Source organism: Patescibacteria group bacterium, assembly GCA_041664365.1.
Classification (GTDB): domain Bacteria; phylum Patescibacteriota; class Patescibacteriia; order UM-FILTER-42-10; family UM-FILTER-42-10; genus JAHJEX01.
In genome coordinates this window covers 33,296-50,850 of sequence record JBAYKW010000004.1, presented here as the reverse complement: position 1 = coordinate 50,850, position 17,555 = coordinate 33,296, and the positions used below count along the sequence as shown (strand labels likewise).

The 17,555-nt window shown below is 38.9% G+C and carries 24 protein-coding genes and 2 pseudogenes; 25 read left to right on the top strand and 1 reads right to left on the bottom strand.

Annotated elements, in window-relative coordinates; translation table 11 throughout:
- Window positions 1-40: 40 nt before the first annotated feature.
- Window positions 41-2,752 carry an HAD-IC family P-type ATPase gene (locus tag WCW66_03595; GenBank protein ID MFA6391806.1) on the top strand — a complete coding sequence of 904 codons (2,712 nt, stop codon included), beginning with the start codon at window positions 41-43 and terminating at the stop codon, window positions 2,750-2,752.
- A gap of 56 nt (window positions 2,753-2,808) precedes the next feature.
- Here WCW66_03595 and WCW66_03590 read toward each other — a convergent pair whose 3' ends face one another.
- A complete protein-coding gene (locus WCW66_03590) occupies window positions 2,809-2,985 on the bottom strand; it encodes a L28 family ribosomal protein (GenBank protein MFA6391805.1) in 177 nt (58 codons plus the stop codon).
- A gap of 77 nt (window positions 2,986-3,062) precedes the next feature.
- On the opposite strand from WCW66_03590, the gene WCW66_03585 reads away from it, so the two are divergent.
- From WCW66_03585 to rplR, 24 genes and pseudogenes are all read left to right on the top strand, one after another.
- Window positions 3,063-3,704, top strand: coding sequence for a site-2 protease family protein (locus WCW66_03585; GenBank protein ID MFA6391804.1), 642 nt, complete (start codon window positions 3,063-3,065; stop codon window positions 3,702-3,704).
- Window positions 3,705-3,847: 143 nt separating this feature from the next.
- Complete coding sequence (gene rpsL / locus WCW66_03580; GenBank protein MFA6391803.1) at window positions 3,848-4,273, top strand: 30S ribosomal protein S12; 426 nt, start codon at window positions 3,848-3,850, stop codon at window positions 4,271-4,273.
- 28 nt (window positions 4,274-4,301) lie between these two features.
- Complete coding sequence (rpsG, locus tag WCW66_03575; GenBank protein MFA6391802.1) at window positions 4,302-4,766, top strand: 30S ribosomal protein S7; 465 nt, start codon at window positions 4,302-4,304, stop codon at window positions 4,764-4,766.
- Window positions 4,767-4,857: 91 nt separating this feature from the next.
- Complete coding sequence (gene fusA / locus WCW66_03570; protein ID MFA6391801.1) at window positions 4,858-6,939, top strand: elongation factor G; 2,082 nt, start codon at window positions 4,858-4,860, stop codon at window positions 6,937-6,939.
- Between the two features lie 36 nt (window positions 6,940-6,975).
- Complete coding sequence (locus tag WCW66_03565) at window positions 6,976-7,326, top strand: PEGA domain-containing protein (protein MFA6391800.1); 351 nt, start codon at window positions 6,976-6,978, stop codon at window positions 7,324-7,326.
- A 153-nt stretch (window positions 7,327-7,479) separates the two neighbouring features.
- A complete protein-coding gene (gene tuf, locus WCW66_03560; GenBank protein ID MFA6391799.1) occupies window positions 7,480-8,670 on the top strand; it encodes an elongation factor Tu in 1,191 nt (396 codons plus the stop codon).
- Window positions 8,671-8,744: 74 nt separating this feature from the next.
- Entirely contained in the window at window positions 8,745-9,119 is a 375-nt protein-coding gene (rpsJ, locus tag WCW66_03555) for a 30S ribosomal protein S10 (GenBank protein MFA6391798.1), read from the top strand.
- Between the two features lie 219 nt (window positions 9,120-9,338).
- Window positions 9,339-9,929: pseudogene (gene rplC / locus WCW66_03550) on the top strand (50S ribosomal protein L3).
- 191 nt (window positions 9,930-10,120) lie between these two features.
- The gene (gene rplD / locus WCW66_03545) at window positions 10,121-10,771 is read left to right on the top strand and encodes a 50S ribosomal protein L4 (protein ID MFA6391797.1); all 651 of its coding nucleotides are present in this window, start codon (window positions 10,121-10,123) and stop codon (window positions 10,769-10,771) included.
- 4 nt (window positions 10,772-10,775) lie between these two features.
- Window positions 10,776-11,303, top strand: coding sequence for a 50S ribosomal protein L23 (gene rplW, locus WCW66_03540; GenBank protein MFA6391796.1), 528 nt, complete (start codon window positions 10,776-10,778; stop codon window positions 11,301-11,303).
- 9 nt (window positions 11,304-11,312) lie between these two features.
- The gene (rplB, locus tag WCW66_03535; protein ID MFA6391795.1) at window positions 11,313-12,146 is read left to right on the top strand and encodes a 50S ribosomal protein L2; all 834 of its coding nucleotides are present in this window, start codon (window positions 11,313-11,315) and stop codon (window positions 12,144-12,146) included.
- Complete coding sequence (gene rpsS, locus WCW66_03530) at window positions 12,147-12,482, top strand: 30S ribosomal protein S19 (protein ID MFA6391794.1); 336 nt, start codon at window positions 12,147-12,149, stop codon at window positions 12,480-12,482.
- 24 nt (window positions 12,483-12,506) lie between these two features.
- Window positions 12,507-12,839, top strand: a pseudogene (rplV, locus tag WCW66_03525) (50S ribosomal protein L22).
- A gap of 206 nt (window positions 12,840-13,045) precedes the next feature.
- Window positions 13,046-13,714, top strand: a complete 669-nt coding sequence (rpsC, locus tag WCW66_03520; protein ID MFA6391793.1) for a 30S ribosomal protein S3 — start codon at window positions 13,046-13,048, stop codon at window positions 13,712-13,714.
- A 15-nt stretch (window positions 13,715-13,729) separates the two neighbouring features.
- Entirely contained in the window at window positions 13,730-14,143 is a 414-nt protein-coding gene (gene rplP, locus WCW66_03515; protein ID MFA6391792.1) for a 50S ribosomal protein L16, read from the top strand.
- Between the two features lie 2 nt (window positions 14,144-14,145).
- Complete coding sequence (rpmC, locus tag WCW66_03510) at window positions 14,146-14,355, top strand: 50S ribosomal protein L29 (protein ID MFA6391791.1); 210 nt, start codon at window positions 14,146-14,148, stop codon at window positions 14,353-14,355.
- An 8-nt stretch (window positions 14,356-14,363) separates the two neighbouring features.
- Window positions 14,364-14,651 carry a 30S ribosomal protein S17 gene (rpsQ, locus tag WCW66_03505; protein ID MFA6391790.1) on the top strand — a complete coding sequence of 96 codons (288 nt, stop codon included), beginning with the start codon at window positions 14,364-14,366 and terminating at the stop codon, window positions 14,649-14,651.
- A gap of 73 nt (window positions 14,652-14,724) precedes the next feature.
- Entirely contained in the window at window positions 14,725-15,096 is a 372-nt protein-coding gene (gene rplN / locus WCW66_03500) for a 50S ribosomal protein L14 (GenBank protein ID MFA6391789.1), read from the top strand.
- A gap of 9 nt (window positions 15,097-15,105) precedes the next feature.
- Window positions 15,106-15,411, top strand: coding sequence for a 50S ribosomal protein L24 (gene rplX, locus WCW66_03495; GenBank protein MFA6391788.1), 306 nt, complete (start codon window positions 15,106-15,108; stop codon window positions 15,409-15,411).
- A 7-nt stretch (window positions 15,412-15,418) separates the two neighbouring features.
- Window positions 15,419-15,961, top strand: a complete 543-nt coding sequence (rplE, locus tag WCW66_03490) for a 50S ribosomal protein L5 (protein MFA6391787.1) — start codon at window positions 15,419-15,421, stop codon at window positions 15,959-15,961.
- A 2-nt stretch (window positions 15,962-15,963) separates the two neighbouring features.
- Window positions 15,964-16,158, top strand: coding sequence for a type Z 30S ribosomal protein S14 (locus WCW66_03485; GenBank protein ID MFA6391786.1), 195 nt, complete (start codon window positions 15,964-15,966; stop codon window positions 16,156-16,158).
- 36 nt (window positions 16,159-16,194) lie between these two features.
- Window positions 16,195-16,590: a 30S ribosomal protein S8 gene (rpsH, locus tag WCW66_03480; protein ID MFA6391785.1), complete on the top strand. Its 396-nt coding sequence runs from the start codon at window positions 16,195-16,197 to the stop codon at window positions 16,588-16,590.
- A gap of 8 nt (window positions 16,591-16,598) precedes the next feature.
- Window positions 16,599-17,147, top strand: coding sequence for a 50S ribosomal protein L6 (gene rplF, locus WCW66_03475; GenBank protein MFA6391784.1), 549 nt, complete (start codon window positions 16,599-16,601; stop codon window positions 17,145-17,147).
- A gap of 39 nt (window positions 17,148-17,186) precedes the next feature.
- Window positions 17,187-17,543, top strand: a complete 357-nt coding sequence (gene rplR, locus WCW66_03470) for a 50S ribosomal protein L18 (GenBank protein ID MFA6391783.1) — start codon at window positions 17,187-17,189, stop codon at window positions 17,541-17,543.
- The last annotated feature ends 12 nt before the right edge of the window (window positions 17,544-17,555 follow it).

The following is a 17,555-nucleotide window of genomic DNA, read 5'->3' as shown; positions in this document are numbered from 1 at the left end:
ACGAGAAGAACCCCAGTTGATTTAAAGATATAAGAACATTATGGCTGATCAAAAGATTTACAATTTGTCCGTCGAAGATGCTTTAGTATCACTGACGACAACCAAAAATGGTTTATCAAATACTGATGCTCAAGATCGATTACGTGATAATGGTTTAAATAAACTACCCGAAGAGAAAAAAGCTTCTCGGATATTTTTATTTTTGTCCCAGTTTAGAAATTCACTGGTCTATGTCCTGTTAGGCGCAGCCCTGATTAGTTTTTTCCTGAAAGATTTTGTAGACATGTATGTAATTCTGGCGGCAGTGCTGGTAAATGTTGTTGTCGGGTATGTACAGGAATACAAAGCAAATAAGGCGATGGAAAAACTGAAAAAGGTGATTACATTCTATGCCAGGGTAAGAAGGGGAAACCAGGAAAAGGAGGTTAAAGCGGAAGAGCTGGTGCCCGGTGATATTGTTTTACTTAAATCCGGAGATAAAATCCCCGCAGACGGAAGGATAATATTTGAAAAAGATTTTTATACCAATGAGGCGAGTCTGACCGGCGAATCGGTTTCGGTGAAAAAGGAGACAGAAGCAATAGAAAAAGAGGCAGTGCTGGGTGAGCAGAAAAATATGGTTTTTCTGGGTACGATAGCAGCCCAGGGAACGGCGGAAATAGTAGTCAAGCATACGGGAATAAAAACAGAAATTGGTAAGATTGCATCGCTGATTAAGGATACGGTGGAAGAGCGTACCCCGTTTCAAAAGAAAATGGATAAATTCAGCCGACTGGTCGGTTCGGTTGTACCTGTAATTGCCGTTATCATTATAATTATTGGATACTTTGAAGGCATACCGTTTATTCAGATCTTTACTACAGCGGTAGCAATCGCTGTATCAGCTATCCCTGAGGGTCTGGTGATTGCCGTTACCGCAATACTGGCAATTGGCATGCAGAGAATATTAAAAGAAAAAGCTTTAGTAAAAAAACTGGTGGCCGCCGAAACGCTCGGCTCAACCACAGTTATCTGTACGGATAAAACCGGCACGCTGACCATGGGGGATATGAGGGTTTCCAAATTAGTGACGCTCAATCATGACCTCGAAGCGGAACATCAGAATATCAGTCACTGGAATATTAAAGAACAGGCCGAACTTTCATATTTATTTCAAATTGGAACATTGTGCAACGATGCGGTGATACAAAATCCGGAAGATGAGTTTTCAATGTGGAAGATGATCGGTAATCCGACCGAACAAGCTCTGCTATCGATAGGAGCACGGCTAGATTTTTATCGCGAATATCTGGAAAAGGATGAACCACGCCTGGATGAAATACCTTTTGATTCTGACAAGAAATATATGATGACGTTGCATAAGAACAAGAATAAAAATAAAAACATTATTTATCTTAAAGGCGCTCCGGAAAAAATTATCAAAATGTGCGCTAAAGTCCAGAGTGGTCCGTTAATTAAACCAATGACGGAAGAGTTGCAACAGCAGTTTGAAGAGAAATTTGAGGAGATGAGCAGCAAGGGATTGCGTATCTTAGCGTTTGGTTATCTTATAGTCCCGGATGATATCAAGGACTTGGACAATGACCGGCAGGTTAAAAAATATCTGGACCAGTTTGTGTTTGTGGGCTTTGTCGGAATTAAAGATCCGTTGCGTCCCGAAGCCAAAGAAACGATTAAACTCTGCAAAAAGGCAGGAATTAAAATTGTTATGATCACGGGTGATCATAAACTTACCGCGCAGGCCATTGCGAAAGAGCTGGGTCTGAGAAGCAATCCGGAAAATATTATGGAAGGATCGGAACTGGCAAAAATAAGTCCCGAGCAGCTGGCGAAAAGAGTTCAGTATATTTCGGTATATGCCAGAGTGACACCAAAAGACAAATTGCAGATTGTCGATGCGTGGCAGGAGCGGGGAGAAGTGGTGGCGATGACCGGTGATGGCGTAAACGATGCTCCGGCGCTTAAAGCAGCGGATATTGGAATCGCACTGGGTTCCGGATCTGATGTTTCAAAAGAAACTGCTGATTTGGTAATCCTGGATGATAACTTTAAGACAATTGTTTCAGCCGTAGAGCAGGGGAGAATAATTTTTGATAATATCAAAAAAGTTATTCTCTATCTTATTTCAGATAGTTTTTCGGGGATCTTACTGATTTTAGGATCAATTGCGGTCAGCTCTTTCTTTGTTGATAATTTTCCTCTGCCATTAGTTGCTTCACAGATTCTTTGGATAAATTTAGTGACTGACAGTTTTCCTAGTATTGCTTTAACTATGGAGCCGGGAGGAAAAGAAGTAATGGAGGATCTGCCGGCTGGTAAGAAGCAAAACCTGTTTACTTTTGAGATGAAGATTCTTACGACAATCATCAGTGTCATTACCGGTATCGGCAATCTGATTTTTTTCTGGTACTTGCTGGATCATAACTGGGATGTAATGCATGCGCGCACATTAATATTCACCATATTTGCAATCAGTACATTGCTGTATGTGTTCAGTATCCGATCTACTCGCCGTTCGATATTCAGTGTGAATATTTTTTCGAATAAGTCATTATTGCTTGCCGTGGGAGTCGGGTTTATTTTACAGTTAATCGCCGTTTACTTTGGACCTTTCCAAAAAATTATGCAAACTGTACCGCTAAACTGGTCCGACTGGGGTGTGGTTGCCATTGCCAGTATTGTAATAATCATTCTGATTGAAGCGACAAAAGCTTATTTTAACCGGAAAAACCGGAATCAGACATCGGTTTAGAGCAAATCAAAAATCCCCAGTTTACTTGGGGATACTTGATTCGATAATGACGCAGTCTATCTTTTTACTTTAGATTGAGTTTTTATACAGCGCGTGCAGGCTCTCACTTTTTTACCTTTATATACAGCATTCTGTAAATTTAAAAACCTTGTTTGTTTCGTTGAGATATTGGAATGACTTCTTGATGCAGCGGTGAGCGCGCCTCTTCCACAGATTTCACAGATTTTCGCCATACGGTTATAATGTTATAATTAGTAATATAAAATTTCCGTTCAAGATTAGCATAATTGTTATATAAACGCAAATACAAATGATTTTAAACCTCCTTTTCAGCAATCCCGCCCTCTTTTTAGCTTGGATTTTGGCGATAATCTTCGGCATCACAATTCATGAGTTTTCACATGCTCTTGCGGCAACCCTGCAAGGTGATCGGACCCCTAAATATGATGGTCGATTAACCCTTAATCCTTTGTCGCACCTGGATTTTATCGGGTTTATTGTGTTGCTGGTTGCCGGGTTTGGATGGGGAAAACCGGTAGGATTTAACCCGAATAATCTTAAATACAAGAAATATGGCCCGGCTTTAATTTCACTGGCAGGACCTTTTGTTAACTTTATCGCAGTTATCTTTTTTGGTATCGCATTGAGGGTAATAATAATTAACGGATTCCTGAGTGAAGATAATCTATTGGTAATATTTTTAGCCGCTTTAGTGCAAATCAACCTGATTTTAGGGCTTTTTAACCTGATCCCAATCCCGCCGTTGGATGGCTCTCATTTGCTATTCGCGATGCTGAAACCTTCCGCAGACAATTTTAAACAATCGCTTGAGCGCTATGGGCCAATGATTCTTTTGGGATTAATAATATTTGATAATTTCTTCGGTTTTTCAATATTTTCCTCTCTTTTTGGGGGAATTTCTGATTGGGTTTTCAATATCATCGGATCATAATCGCTAATATTGGGCTTATTATTTAAGGGGTTGACCATGCCCGGTTATTAATATACTCTAACGGAGTTGACTTACATATATATATTTGTTACACTCAGCCGTGTGGCATAGCATATAGTTAGATTATTTTTTTTTATTCAACAATGCCGACAATAAACCAGTTAATTAGAAAACCTAGAAAATCACATACCAAGAAGTCAAAAACCCCTGCGTTAGGGACTACTTTGAATCCGATTAAAAGGAAAAAAACAGAATTGCGTAAAGGTTCTCCCTTTAAACAGGGAATATGTATCAAAGTTACTACGATGACGCCAAAGAAACCAAACTCGGCATTACGTAAAATTGCCAGGGTAAGGCTTTCCAACGGAATGGAAGTGACAGCATATATACCGGGAATTGGCCATAATCTTCAGGAACACTCCATCGTCATGATCAGGGGTGGTAGAGTAAAAGACCTTTCCGGTGTCCGGTATCACGTAGTCAGAGGAGTATATGACACTCAGGGTGTAGACGGACGCAAACAGGGACGCAGTATGTATGGAGCAAAAAAAGAGAAGAAAACCAAGTAAATTTTAAAATATTTAAAATAAATTTGAAATGAGAGGCAAGCAAGCACCAAAACGCGTAATCCAACCAGATCTCAAGTATAATAGTATTGTTATTGCTAAATTTATTAATTTGATAATGACCCGCGGTAAAAAATCAGTTGCTGAACGTGTTTTATATGATTGTTTTGATATAATTGCCGAGAAAACAAAAAAAGACCCGCTGGAAATATTTAATCTGGCAATGAAAAATGTTTCTCCGGTAGTTGAGGTCAAATCCCGCAGAATCGGCGGTGCTAATTATCAAATCCCGATCGAAGTAAAAGGGGACAGGCGACAAGCACTGGCATTCCGCTGGATAATCGGTGCAGCACAGTCCCGCAAAGGCAAACCGATGCGAGAAAAACTGGCTCAGGAATTGATGGAAGCATCGGAAAATCAGGGCACTGCCATTAAGAAGAAAGAAGATGTGCACAGAATGGCTGATGCCAATCGAGCTTTTGCCCATTTTGCCTAATGATTTATTAACTCGTAATTTGTAAATTGTAATAAGTAAACGAGTATGAATTACCATTTACCAGTTACCAATAACTAATTACTAACAAAACATGCCGAGAGAATATAGTCTGGAGAAAACAAGAAATATTGGGATTATCGCTCATATCGATGCCGGAAAAACTACCGTATCTGAGCGAATTCTTTATTATACGGGTAAAAAACATAAAATTGGTGAGGTCCATGAAGGTGAAGCTGAGATGGATTGGATGGAACAGGAAAAGGAAAGAGGAATCACGATCACGGCAGCAGCAACAACCTGTTTTTGGAAGGAAAATCAAATTAACATTATTGATACCCCAGGTCATATTGATTTTACCGTTGAAGTACAAAGATCGCTGCGCGTACTGGACGGGGGAGTAGTAGTATTCGACGGTGTAGCGGGAGTAGAACCGCAGTCAGAAACAGTTTGGCACCAGGCAGATAAATATAATGTGCCAAGAATTGCTTTTATTAATAAAATGGATCGAACCGGCGCTGACTTTTATTCGGATCTGGCATCAATCCACGAACGTTTGACTAAAAATGCCTATCCGGCCCAATTACCCATTGGCGCCGAATCAAATTTTAAGGGAATCATCGATCTGCTGACAATGAAGGCGATCATTTACAAAGATGATATGGGCAAAGAGTGGGAAGAAACTGAGATTTCTGATGATATGAAAGAAAAGTCTTTGGAGTTCCGAAATAAATTAGTGGAAGCAATAGTTGAAAATGATGATGTATTGATGGGTTTATATCTTGAAGGTAAGGAGATTCCAGTAGATGATTTGAAAAAAGCTTTAAGGAAAGGAACAATTGCCAACGCAATCGTGCCTATTTTTGTCGGATCGGCTTTGAAAAATAAAGGCGTCCAGTTCTTGCTGGATGCGGTTGTAGATTATCTGCCGTCGCCTTTGGATGTGCCACCGGTAATGGGAGAAGATCCGGTTACAGAAGAACAAATACCAAGAGGAGCAAATGATGACGGTCCTTTTGCCGCCCTGGCTTTCAAGGTTGCATCTGATCCGTTTGTCGGCAAGCTGACCTTTTTCCGTGTATATTCCGGTAAAATAGAGTCGGGATCATATGTAATGAATCAAACAACAGGCAGAAAAGAACGTATCAGCCGTATTATCAGACTGCACGCAAATAACAGAGAAGAAGTAAAAGATGTCTATAGCGGTGATATTGCCGCTGCGGTTGGATTAAAAGATACTACAACCGGAGATACATTATGCGATATTGATAACCCTGTGATATTGGAGAGAATTGTATTCCCGGAACCGGTTATTGCTGTAGCGATTGAACCGAAAACCAAAGCTGACCAGGATAAATTGGGTCATGCCTTAGCCAGTCTGTCAGAAGAAGATCCAACATTCCGCGTTAAAACGGAAGAAGAAACCGGCCAGACATTAATATCCGGAATGGGTGAGTTGCATCTGGAGGTTATTGTGGATCGTATGCGCAGAGAGTTTAAAGTGGAAGCAAATGTTGGTAAGCCTTTGGTTGCATACAAGGAAACTATTAAAAGCACTGCTAATGGTGAAGGAAAATTTGTTCGTCAGTCCGGCGGTCGTGGTCAATATGGACATTGCGTACTGACAGTCGAGCCATTAGAAACTGGAAAAGGATTTGAATTTGTTGATAAGGTAAAAGGCGGAAACATCCCTTCTGAATATATCCCAGCGATTGAAAAAGGAATGAAAGAGGCGATGGATAACGGCGTTTTAGCCGGTTACCCGCTTGTTGATATCCGTGCAACTGTTACAGACGGGAGTTATCATGAGGTTGACTCTTCGGAAGCGGCATTTAAAATAGCCGGTTCTATGGGTCTTCGGGATGCGATAAAAAAAGCCAACCCTGTATTGCTGGAGCCGATCATGAAAGTAGAAGTAATTACACCGGAAGATTTTATGGGTGATGTGATCGGAGATTTAAATTCGAAACGGGCCAGTATCAAGGAAATGCGTGATCGGAAGAATATCAAAATTATTGATGCAGACGTGCCTTTAGCTGAAATGTTTGGTTATGCAACTACCTTAAGATCCGCGACACAGGGAAGAGCCAGTTATTCAATGGAATTATCCCATTTTTCCGAAGTACCAAAGAATGTTGCCAACACAATCATTGAAGATTCTTTAGAAAGGAAGTAGAATAAGGGTATAGTTAATTATTTTGGCACATATTTCATGTCCAATGCCTTCAAATGGTTCTTAGTGGTAGCTTCCTCGGTGCTTTGTGTAATGATTATCTGGATCTATAAGGTAAATACGGTTGAGGAATCATCATTTTATGAAGTAATTGTGCGCGGGAGAATAGTTGTTGCGATTTCGGTAGAGCCAGATGATGTTGACGCGGTTATCTATTTGGACGGCGAAGAAGTCGGTAATACTACGCCATTAATGCTGAAAGTAGCCCCAGATATTTATACAATCAGTGTAATTGCAGAAGGGTATAAGCCGGCTGAACAGGAGATAATTGTTAAGACTTTGAGAACTACTGAGGTAAATTTCAAGTTAGAACCGATTGTGCTGGAATAATGGCTAAGATAAGCAAAAATATTTTATAAGTCGTATCAGGACTTGCCAAAATATTTTTTGCCTGATATAATCATGACTACTTTGATTAGAGTTTAAAAGCACTAATTTTAGCTAAATAATAAATAAATAAGAATTAACTAAATTACGAAGAACATGGCAGAAAAATTTGATAGATCAAAACCGCATGTCAATATTGGTACAATAGGACATGTCGATCACGGAAAAACAACACTTACAGCAGCAATTTTGAAATATCTGATTTCGCAGGGAAAAACTGCTCAAAATAAGTCTGTAGATCAAATTGATAACGCACCTGAAGAAAAGGCGCGTGGTATTACCATTGCAACATCACACGTTGAGTATGAAACTGACAAACGTCACTATGCGCACGTAGATTGTCCGGGACATGCTGATTATATTAAAAATATGATTACTGGTGCAGCTCAGATGGATGGTGCAATTTTGGTTGTTTCTGCCGCTGATGGACCGATGCCTCAGACACGTGAGCATATTCTACTTGCCAGGCAGGTAGGTGTGCCTTATATTGTTGTATTTTTAAATAAAACTGACCAAGTTGATGACAAAGAACTCATCGATTTAGTTGAAGAAGAAATCAAGGATTTGCTCAAGAAATATGATTTTCCTGGTGATGCAACCCCGATTATCAAGGGTTCAGCACTGAAAGCACTGGAAAATCCGGATGATGCGGAAGCAAACAAACCAATCCAGGAATTGCTGGATGCCGTTGATAGCTATATTCCAAATCCAGAACGCGCAATCGATCAGGATTTCATTATGCCTATTGAAGACATTTTCTCAATCGAAGGAAGAGGAACAGTAGTTACAGGTAGAATTGAAAAAGGAAAGGTTAATCTGAACGATGAAGTAGAAATTGTCGGAATTCATGATACAGCAAAGACGGTGGTTACTGGGATTGAAATGTTCAATAAGCAACTTGATGAGGGTCAGGCTGGTGATAATGCAGGAATTTTACTCCGTGGAACCAAGAAAGATGATGTTGAAAGAGGTCAGGTACTGGCTAAACCAGGTACGATTACTCCTCATACTGAATTTGATGCAGAGATTTATGTTCTAAGCAAAGAAGAAGGTGGTCGTCATACTCCATTTGCAAAAGGATACAAACCGCAATTCTACATTAGAACCACAGATGTTACTGGTGAATTACTATTCCCAGAAGGAACTGAAATGGTTATGCCGGGCGATACAGTATCTTTGGGAGTCAAACTGATTGTTCCTATCGCACTGCAGGAAAAACAACGCTTTGCAGTACGAGAAGGCGGTCATACTGTAGCTTCTGGAGTAGTAACTAAAATAAATAAATAGGTAACGGGGCCCTTGTAAAAGGAGGGCCTCTTTATCTGTCTTAAAAAGCAAATTTAAAATATACAATATTTCACATGGTAACTGAACGGAAGACATCAGAAAACAACGATCCAATAGATGCAAGCGAGGATACCGAAACCAAGGTTGTCCAGCGGATTCGAATCAAGATCAAAGCGTATGACAGCAAAATTATTGACCAGTCTACGCGAACGATAATTGAAACCGCTGAAAGATCTGGGGCAAAAATATCCGGACCTGTACCTTTACCGACCGAAAAGAGTAAATATACGGTAAATCGATCGTCATTTGTTCACAAAACATCACGTGAACAATATGAAATGAGAGTCCACAAGCGGTTGATCGATATTATTGATCCGACCGCAAAGACAATCGATACGTTGATGAGTTTGAATCTTCCTGCCGGTGTCGATGTAGAAATAAAAATGTAAAACAAAAATTCTTTAAAATAAACAAATCATAACTTGTTTGGGTGTCAGTAATGATCCTGGGCACAGATCCATGGATATCGATTGAAGATTCAAAAAAGTTATTACGGAGTCATAATTCATCACAAAAAAACTAGAATATAGAATATCAGGGCACATTGCGTAGCCTTGGATGCTAGTGATCGAATTGTGGCTAATAAGTCGCGATTTTTTATTAAAAATATGAAATTTATACTTGGAAGAAAAATAGGAATGTCGAGAAAATTCCATGAGGATGGAACGGTTATTCCTGTTACCATAGTTGAAGCTGGCCCTTGCACAGTTGTTCAGGTCAAAACGGAAAAGAAAGACGGTTATAATGCAGTCCAGGTTGGTTTTGGTAAGAAAAAAAATGTAATAAAGCCGGAAATCGGGCACTGTAAGGATCTGGATATGTTTCGTCATTTGCGTGAATTCAGAGTGGATAATACTGAAAATTTTAAAAGAGGTAATCAGATTTTAGCGGATGTATTTGTGGAAGGGGATGTAATAAAAGTTACAGGAATCTCAATCGGTAAGGGATTCCAGGGTGGAGTTAAACGGCATGGTTTTCATGGCAGTCAGGCAACACACGGTCATAAAGATCAATTGCGCATGCCTGGATCAATCGGCGGCTCCTATCCTGAACACGTTTTGAAGGGAAAAAGAATGGCCGGTCAGATGGGTAACCAAAGAGCAACAATGAGCAATTTGGAGATTGTTTCAGTGGATTTAGAAAAAAACCAGTTGGCGATAAAGGGCGGAATTCCTGGAGCAACCAATAATCTGGTTTTGATCTATGGCAATGGTGATATGGTTTTGAAACAGCCGGAAATAAAAGAAGTGAATAAAAAAGAAGTTGTTGAAAATGTGGAAGCAAAAGATGTGGTCAAAGGCCCGGAAACTGTAGAGGCTGTGGTTGATAAGGCGGAACCGATCCAGAATATGGATAACGAGAACCAAAATAATACAGAAGAAGAAAAGAAATGAAAAAAGTAACTGTTTATAATCAAGAAGGAAATAGTGTCGGGGAGATTGAATTACCAGCCCAAATTTTTGGTGTTAAGATTAGTCCTGAACTGGTCCAGCAAGCAGTAATCAGACAGCAAGCAAATAAAAGACAGGTTCTGGCCCATACAAAGGGACGTAGTGATGTCCGCGGTGGAGGTCGTAAACCATGGGCTCAAAAAGGTACCGGCAGAGCAAGACATGGTTCGATCCGTTCACCGTTATGGATTGGTGGAGGGGTTACCTTCGGTCCTACTAATGATCGGAATTTTTCAAAACTAATGAATCGCAAGGCAAAGAAGAAAGCTCTGCTCATGGTGCTATCTGACCGAGCGCAGGATGAAAAAGTGGTTGTGATTGATACGCTTAAGCTTTCTGAGATAAAGACAAAGGTTTTAGTTGGAATTATGAATAAACTTCCGGTGAAGAACAACAAGACGCTTGTAATTGTACCGGAAACTGATAAGGTAATCACAAAATCTGCAAATAATCTGCCAATGGTTGAAACCTGTCAGGCGGATAATCTAAACATAATGCAGGTTTTGAATGCCGAGTATTTATTGATTGCCAAAGATAGTATTGCAAAGATGCAAAAGACATATTTCAAAAAAGATGAGGTAAAGAAATAATATTATGGGATTACTTGATCGATTCAAAAAGCAGGGTGAAGAAAATAAACCCGAAAAGAAACTGGAGAAAAAGCCTGAAACGAAAGGTAAGGTTGCTAATGTAAAGAATAAAAAACCGGAAACAAGGTCATTTGACCCTTCGTTAGTGCCGTCAGTTGGAAAAGAATCTGAACAAAAAAAAGAAACTTCAGCAAAAGAAAAAGAAGCAGTAAAGGGTACTCCAAAGAAACTAAAAAGTAATGATACCAAAGATGCATATCGGGTATTAGTAAGACCAATTATAACTGAAAAAGCAAATAGTCTAGGTGTACTCGGTCAGTATGTATTTGAAGTTTATCCAAGTGCCAATAAAGTAGAAATTAGAAAAGCGATCAAAGCACTGTACGGAGTTAACGCAATTAATGTACGAATAATCAATATACGAGGCAGACAGGTTCAATATGGTCGTCATTCCGGAACAACAAAATATTGGAAAAAAGCAGTTGTCAGTTTAAAAGCAGGCGAGAAAATAGAAATATTCGAAGGAGTTTAATAAAAAAATATGGGAATTACTAAATACAAAGCTAATAGTGCTGGAAGAAGGGGATCGTCTGTTGATTCGTTTTCTGATATTACCAAATATAAACCAGAAAAAAAGCTGACAATTATAAAAAAGAAGTCCGGCGGACGTAATGCGCACGGCAGAATTACCGTCAGACACATTGGTGGCGGCAATAAAAGATTTATTCGGATAGTTGATTTTAAAAGACAAAAGTTTGATGTTTATGCAGAAGTTTTGGCAATTGAATATGATCCAAATCGAAATGCCAGAATTGCGCTGGTACAATACGAAGACGGTGAAAAATGTTATTTTCTTGCACCAGCAGGTTTAAAACCAGGAGCAAAAATAATTTCGTCAAAAAATAAAGTTGAAGTGAAAGTAGGTAACCGCTCCACAATTGAAAATATTCCTCCGGGAGTCATGGTATGTAATGTTGAACTTGCCCCTGGTAAGGGAGGGGAGTTAGCAAGATCCGCTGGTAATGGTATTATGGTACAGTCGATTGAAGGTGATAAAGCACAGCTAAAAATGCCATCTGGCGAAATAAGGCTGGTTTCAATCAAATGTATGGCTACTATTGGGCAGGTTTCCAACCCTGATCACAGACATATTCGATGGGGTAAGGCGGGCAGAACCAGAAGAAGAGGAATCCGGCCAACTGTGAGAGGAAAAGTAATGAATCCGGTAGATCATCCACACGGTGGTGGTGAGGGTCGTAATCCGATCGGTCTGAAACGGCCAAAGACCCCATGGGGTAAGCCGGCACTCGGGAAGAAAACAAGAAGAAAAGGAAAGAAATCTGATAAGCATATTATCAAACGGAGAACCAAATAAATGACAAGATCACTAAAAAAAGGACCATTTACCGACCCGAAGCTGTTAAAAAAGCTTTCAAACTTAAGGCAGGGCGATAAAACAATTATTAAAACATGGTCCCGTTCATCAACAATCACTCCTGAAATGGTTGGTTTCACGATCGGTGTGCATAATGGCAGAGAACACAAATCAGTCTATGTTGTTGAAAATATGGTCGGTCATAAGCTGGGTGAATTTTCCCCAACCAGGACTTTCCACAGACATGGCGGTAGAATGCAGAAAGAACAAGAAGCGGCAGCTGCAGCAAGCAAGAAGATGGAGTCACAGCCTGCAGACAAAGGTTCAGAGAAATAAAATATATAAGTAAATTTGAAGAAAATGGAAGTAAGAGCAAAATTAAGCAGATTAAGAATAGCACCAAGAAAAGTGCGTCTTGTTGTTGATGTCCTAAGAGGTATGGATGTGGAAAAAGCGGAGCACCAGCTTCAATTTATGCAAAAGGGATCCGCATTGCCAGTGCTTAAACTGCTGAAATCTGCTGTGGCAAATGCTGTAAACAACTTCAAATTAGACAAAAGCAATTTGTTTATTAAAGAGATTACAGTAAACGACGGACCGGTACTTAAACGCTGGAAACCAAGAGCATTTGGCAGGGCAACAGAAGTATTAAAAAGATCTTCTCATATATTAATCGTTTTAGAAGAAGTAAAGAAAACTAAACAGGCTTCTGCTGATCTTAAGAAGAAAGATAAGAAATCTCCAAAAGAGGATTTGAAAATTGTGGATGCAAAAGAACTGAGGAAAGAAACGCAGGATACTAAAGACAAGGATGAAAAAGGAGACGGGAAAGATAAAAGGTTCAGCGGCCGTTTTAAGGGCAAAAAGAGTATGCTTATTCATTCAGGAGATAAATAACCATGGGACGAAAAGTTAATCCAAGAATATTTCGAATCGGTATAATTAATGAGTCTTGCTCAAAATGGTTTGCGCAGAAGAATTATAGCGTTTATTTGAAGGAAGATGTCCAGATTCGGGATTTTATAAGAAAAAAATTGCGTGAAGCGGGTGTTGCTCGAATTGAGATAGAGCGCTCATCTGGCACATTAACTATTATTATTCAGACCAGCAGGCCGGGTGTTGTAATCGGCAGAGGCGGAGCAGGAATAGAGGATTTGAAAAAAATTATCAAACAAAAATTTTTAGGCAGTCAAAAAATATCTTTGAACATAAATATTGTGGAAGTTAACAAGCCGGATATTGTAGCTGAACTGATATTGCAGGGTTTAATAACACAAATTGAAAAACGACTTCCGTTTAGAAGAGTTATGAAGAGAGGAATAGAGCAGGTTATGCGTGCCGGAGCGGAAGGTGTAAAGATTGTAATGGCCGGAAGATTAAATGGTGCAGAAATAGCCAGAACTGAGACTCTTTCAGAAGGAAAGGTACCGCTGCATACTTTACGCGCGGATGTTGACTACTCCAGAGGAACTGCCAGAACTACATACGGAGCAATCGGAATCAAAGTATGGATCTACAGAGGCGAAATTTTTGAAAAAGATAAAAATAGTAATAAAGAATCTAAATAGAAGAACAGTAAAATTATGCTGACTCCAAAGAAATTAAAATACAGAAAACCATATAAACCAAATCCAAAAGGAAAGGCTTCCAGAAAAATTGAATTAGCCTTTGGGAGTTACGGTTTAAAATCTCTTGAGAATTCCTGGATTTCTGACAGACAAATTGAATCGGCAAGAAGAGCCATGACCCGTTCAGTAAAACGCGGTGGAAAAATATGGACCAGAGTATTTCCACACAACCCTATAACCGGGAAAGGCGGGGAAGTCGGTATGGGCGGTGGCAAGGGAGCAGTGCAGAGATATGTTTCATCCGTCAGAAGCGGTACTATATTGTTTGAAATGGATGGTGTAACAGAAGAAATCGCTCGTGAAGCATTCAGACTGGCTTCGCATAAACTCCCGGTAAAAACCAAGATACTTGTTAAGGAAGGAATATAGCCATGAAATGGAAAGAATTACAGGAAAAGAACGACAGCGAACTTCAAAAGCTTTTATCAGATTCAAGAGAGCATTTGAGGGAATTGCGATTTAAAACGAATAATGATCAATTGAAAAATGTTCGTGAAATCAGAACTGAAAGAAAGAATATTTCAAATATCATGACCTTGATCAAACAAAAACAAATGAAAGCTAAGACTTCTGATAAATAAACACACGTATGAACGAAGAAATTACAACAAAAGAACTGGTTGAAACAAACAAATCTCTTCCGAGCAAAAGAAATTTTGTCGGGGTTGTTGTTAGCGATGCCATGGATAAAACAGTCGTTGTTCGTGTTGACCGGGTTAAAACGCATGAAAAATATCAGAAACAATACACTGTATCCAGAAAATATAAAGTTCATGACGAAAAAAACGAATACAAGAAGGGTGATACTGTGGAATTTATTGAATGCCGTCCCATTTCAAAGGACAAAAGATGGAGAGTGGTTAATAAGAATAAGTAATTAGTAACTCGTAATTGGTAATTAATAAAATAAATAATTACGAACTACCAATTACCGATTACAAAATAAGAATATGATTCAAGTTGGAACAAGATTAAAAGTAGCAGACAATACCGGAGCAAAAGTTTTGCAGTGTATTCGTGTACTTGGCGGTAATCAGAGGCGGTATGCATATATTGGTGATATAATTACTGTCGCTGTAAAAGTTGCTACCCCATACGGTATGGTGAAAAAAGGAGAAGTACTGCAGGCAGTAATCGTCCGTCAGGCCAAAGAACTGAGAAGAAAAGACGGATCATACATAAGATTTGATGAAAATGCTGCGGTAATTGTAGATAAAGCCAATAAAGAGCCGAAGGGGACCAGAATTTTTGGACCGGTGGCCAGAGAGTTAAAAACAAGAGGTTTTGATAAAATAGTATCATTGGCACCGGAAACAATTTAAACTAAATATATGAAAGTAAAAAAAGGCGATCAAGTAAAAATTGTAAAAGGTAAAGACCGGGCAAAAAAGGGCAAGGTTATGCAGGTTTTTCCTAAAGAAGGTTTTGTTGTAGTGGAAGGTTTGAATCTGCGCATTAAACATGCTAGGCCAAAGAAAGAAGGTCAAAAAGGTGAAAAGGTACAGTTCAGTGCTCCTATGCGGGAAGAAAATGTAATGTTAATATGTCCGAAATGCAGCAAACTGACAAGAATAGGTCATAAATTTATTGAAAAGAAAAAAAATAGAATCTGCAAAAAGTGTAACGAAGTAATATAGTAGAAATATGAACAGCTTAAAGGAAAAATATAAGAAAGAAATAGTTCCAGTTTTGATGGAAGAGTTAGGATACAAAAATGCAATGGCAGTTCCGAGAATTGACAAAGTGACACTCAATGTCGGAGTTGGTAGGGCAATCAATGACGCCAAATTTTTAGATGTTGTTAAAAATACACTGGAGCGTATAACAGGGCAAAAGCCTGTGTTAACAAAATCAAAAAAATCAATTTCCAATTTTAAAATCAGAGCAGGAATGACAGTCGGTGTTATGGTGACATTGAGAGGGGATAGAATGTATGATTTTCTGACCAAATTAATCAGCATTAGTCTGCCTCGTGTCAGAGATTTCAGGGGAATATCAAAGAAGTCAGTAAGTGATAAAGGAAATTTAAGTATCGGCTTTGTAGAACACACAGTTTTTCCAGAGATTCATCCAGATGAAATAGAAGCCATTCATGGTCTGGAAGTAAATATTTCAACAACAGCAAAAACAAAAGAAGAAGGATTGGCTCTATTTACCTTATTAGGTTTACCTTTTCAAGAGGAATAAGTATGGCAAAAAAATCACAAATTGCAAAATCCAAAAGGTCTCTAGTAAATCCAAAGTATTCAACTAGAAAAGTAAGCAGATGTTGGCGTTGTGGAAGACAGCATGGTTACATGCGAAAATTCGACCTTTGCAGAATTTGTTTTCGGGAACTAGCGAATAAAGGCGAGATCCCTGGTATAACAAAATCAAGCTGGTAATATTTGATTTAAACAGTAATTATTATTTAGTATTCTATGACAACCACAGATCCAATTGCAGATATGTTAACACGGATCCGGAATACAGTTCCGTTAAAGAAAGAAAAAGTCGTAATTCCTTTTTCTAAGATTAAGTTTGAGATAGCAAAAATTCTGGAAAAAGAAGGTTATGTAAAAAAGGTTGAGAAATCTGACGATAATTTTGCTAATATCAATATTGAGCTGAAATATACGCCAGACCAGGAATCAATCATTAAAAGCCTGATTAGGGTAAGTAAGCCCGGCCGACGTGTTTATGTTGAATATCAGCAGATACCAAATGTTCTGAACGGTTTAGGAATTGCTATCCTGTCTACATCTGCAGGGTTAATGACGAATATAGACGCAAAAAAGAAAAAAATCGGCGGAGAGGTAATTTGTGAAATTTATTAAACAAGATTATGTCAAGAATAGGTAAACAACCAATCAATCTCCCGGAAAATGTTACTTTCAGTTTTGAAGACAAGTTAGTAACTATCAAAGGACCGAAGGGGGAGTTAACACAGGATGTTGATTCCAGAGTCAGAATTGAAAAAGTGGAGAATAATATTTTAGTTACAGTAAAAAATCCTGATAATAAAACTGACAGAGCATATTGGGGATTATACAGAATGTTGATTGCAAACATGGTAAAGGGTGTAACTGATGGATTTGAGAAGCAGCTTGAGTTAAACGGAGTAGGATTTAAAATGGAACTAGCCGGGAATAAGTTACTTTTAAATGTTGGTTTTTCTCACCCGGTTAATTATGATCTGCCGGAAGGTATTGAAGGAAAAATTGTTAAAAATGTAATCACTATCTCTGGAATTGATAAGCAAAAAGTTGGCCAGACTGCGGCAGAAATCAGAGACATAAAAAAACCGGAACCCTATAAAGGTAAAGGTATGAAGTATGTTGATGAGAAAATCCGCCGTAAAGCGGGCAAAGTGGTTAAAAGTTCAGAGAAATAATAATTAGGAATATTAATTGTTTAGAGAATCATGAAAAAAATATTGATCCAAAAGAGAATAACGCGAAAAAGAAGAAAAGCCCGAACCAGAGCTAAAATTCATGGTAGTGCAACACGGCCTCGTTTAGCTGTGCACAGAAGTCTTAAACATATTTATGTTCAGATAATAAATGATGATGCCGGAGTAACAATCGTCAGCATTGATGATCAAAAACTTGCGAAAGATAAACAAACTGGGACCAAGGTTGAGGTAGCCCGCGAAGTCGGTAAATCGATTGCTGAACTTGCAAAAGCAAAGAAGGTCACAGAGATTGTATTCGATAGAGCTGGAGTCAGATATCATGGTAGGATAAAAGCAGTGGCGGAAGGTGCCCGAGAAGGCGGACTTAAATTCTAATAAAATACATGT

What these genes read in the sequence shown, in the direction of transcription:
- WCW66_03595 (MFA6391806.1), top strand. Translation starts at nt 41, where the DNA reads ATGGCTGATCAAAAGATTTACAATTTGTCCGTCGAAGATGCTTTAGTA.
- WCW66_03590 (MFA6391805.1), bottom strand. Translation starts at nt 2,985, where the DNA reads ATGGCGAAAATCTGTGAAATCTGTGGAAGAGGCGCGCTCACCGCTGCA.
- WCW66_03585 (MFA6391804.1), top strand. Translation starts at nt 3,063, where the DNA reads ATGATTTTAAACCTCCTTTTCAGCAATCCCGCCCTCTTTTTAGCTTGG.
- rpsL (MFA6391803.1), top strand. Translation starts at nt 3,848, where the DNA reads ATGCCGACAATAAACCAGTTAATTAGAAAACCTAGAAAATCACATACC.
- rpsG (MFA6391802.1), top strand. Translation starts at nt 4,302, where the DNA reads ATGAGAGGCAAGCAAGCACCAAAACGCGTAATCCAACCAGATCTCAAG.
- fusA (MFA6391801.1), top strand. Translation starts at nt 4,858, where the DNA reads ATGCCGAGAGAATATAGTCTGGAGAAAACAAGAAATATTGGGATTATC.
- WCW66_03565 (MFA6391800.1), top strand. Translation starts at nt 6,976, where the DNA reads ATGTCCAATGCCTTCAAATGGTTCTTAGTGGTAGCTTCCTCGGTGCTT.
- tuf (MFA6391799.1), top strand. Translation starts at nt 7,480, where the DNA reads ATGGCAGAAAAATTTGATAGATCAAAACCGCATGTCAATATTGGTACA.
- rpsJ (MFA6391798.1), top strand. Translation starts at nt 8,745, where the DNA reads ATGGTAACTGAACGGAAGACATCAGAAAACAACGATCCAATAGATGCA.
- rplD (MFA6391797.1), top strand. Translation starts at nt 10,121, where the DNA reads ATGAAAAAAGTAACTGTTTATAATCAAGAAGGAAATAGTGTCGGGGAG.
- rplW (MFA6391796.1), top strand. Translation starts at nt 10,776, where the DNA reads ATGGGATTACTTGATCGATTCAAAAAGCAGGGTGAAGAAAATAAACCC.
- rplB (MFA6391795.1), top strand. Translation starts at nt 11,313, where the DNA reads ATGGGAATTACTAAATACAAAGCTAATAGTGCTGGAAGAAGGGGATCG.
- rpsS (MFA6391794.1), top strand. Translation starts at nt 12,147, where the DNA reads ATGACAAGATCACTAAAAAAAGGACCATTTACCGACCCGAAGCTGTTA.
- rpsC (MFA6391793.1), top strand. Translation starts at nt 13,046, where the DNA reads ATGGGACGAAAAGTTAATCCAAGAATATTTCGAATCGGTATAATTAAT.
- rplP (MFA6391792.1), top strand. Translation starts at nt 13,730, where the DNA reads ATGCTGACTCCAAAGAAATTAAAATACAGAAAACCATATAAACCAAAT.
- rpmC (MFA6391791.1), top strand. Translation starts at nt 14,146, where the DNA reads ATGAAATGGAAAGAATTACAGGAAAAGAACGACAGCGAACTTCAAAAG.
- rpsQ (MFA6391790.1), top strand. Translation starts at nt 14,364, where the DNA reads ATGAACGAAGAAATTACAACAAAAGAACTGGTTGAAACAAACAAATCT.
- rplN (MFA6391789.1), top strand. Translation starts at nt 14,725, where the DNA reads ATGATTCAAGTTGGAACAAGATTAAAAGTAGCAGACAATACCGGAGCA.
- rplX (MFA6391788.1), top strand. Translation starts at nt 15,106, where the DNA reads ATGAAAGTAAAAAAAGGCGATCAAGTAAAAATTGTAAAAGGTAAAGAC.
- rplE (MFA6391787.1), top strand. Translation starts at nt 15,419, where the DNA reads ATGAACAGCTTAAAGGAAAAATATAAGAAAGAAATAGTTCCAGTTTTG.
- WCW66_03485 (MFA6391786.1), top strand. Translation starts at nt 15,964, where the DNA reads ATGGCAAAAAAATCACAAATTGCAAAATCCAAAAGGTCTCTAGTAAAT.
- rpsH (MFA6391785.1), top strand. Translation starts at nt 16,195, where the DNA reads ATGACAACCACAGATCCAATTGCAGATATGTTAACACGGATCCGGAAT.
- rplF (MFA6391784.1), top strand. Translation starts at nt 16,599, where the DNA reads ATGTCAAGAATAGGTAAACAACCAATCAATCTCCCGGAAAATGTTACT.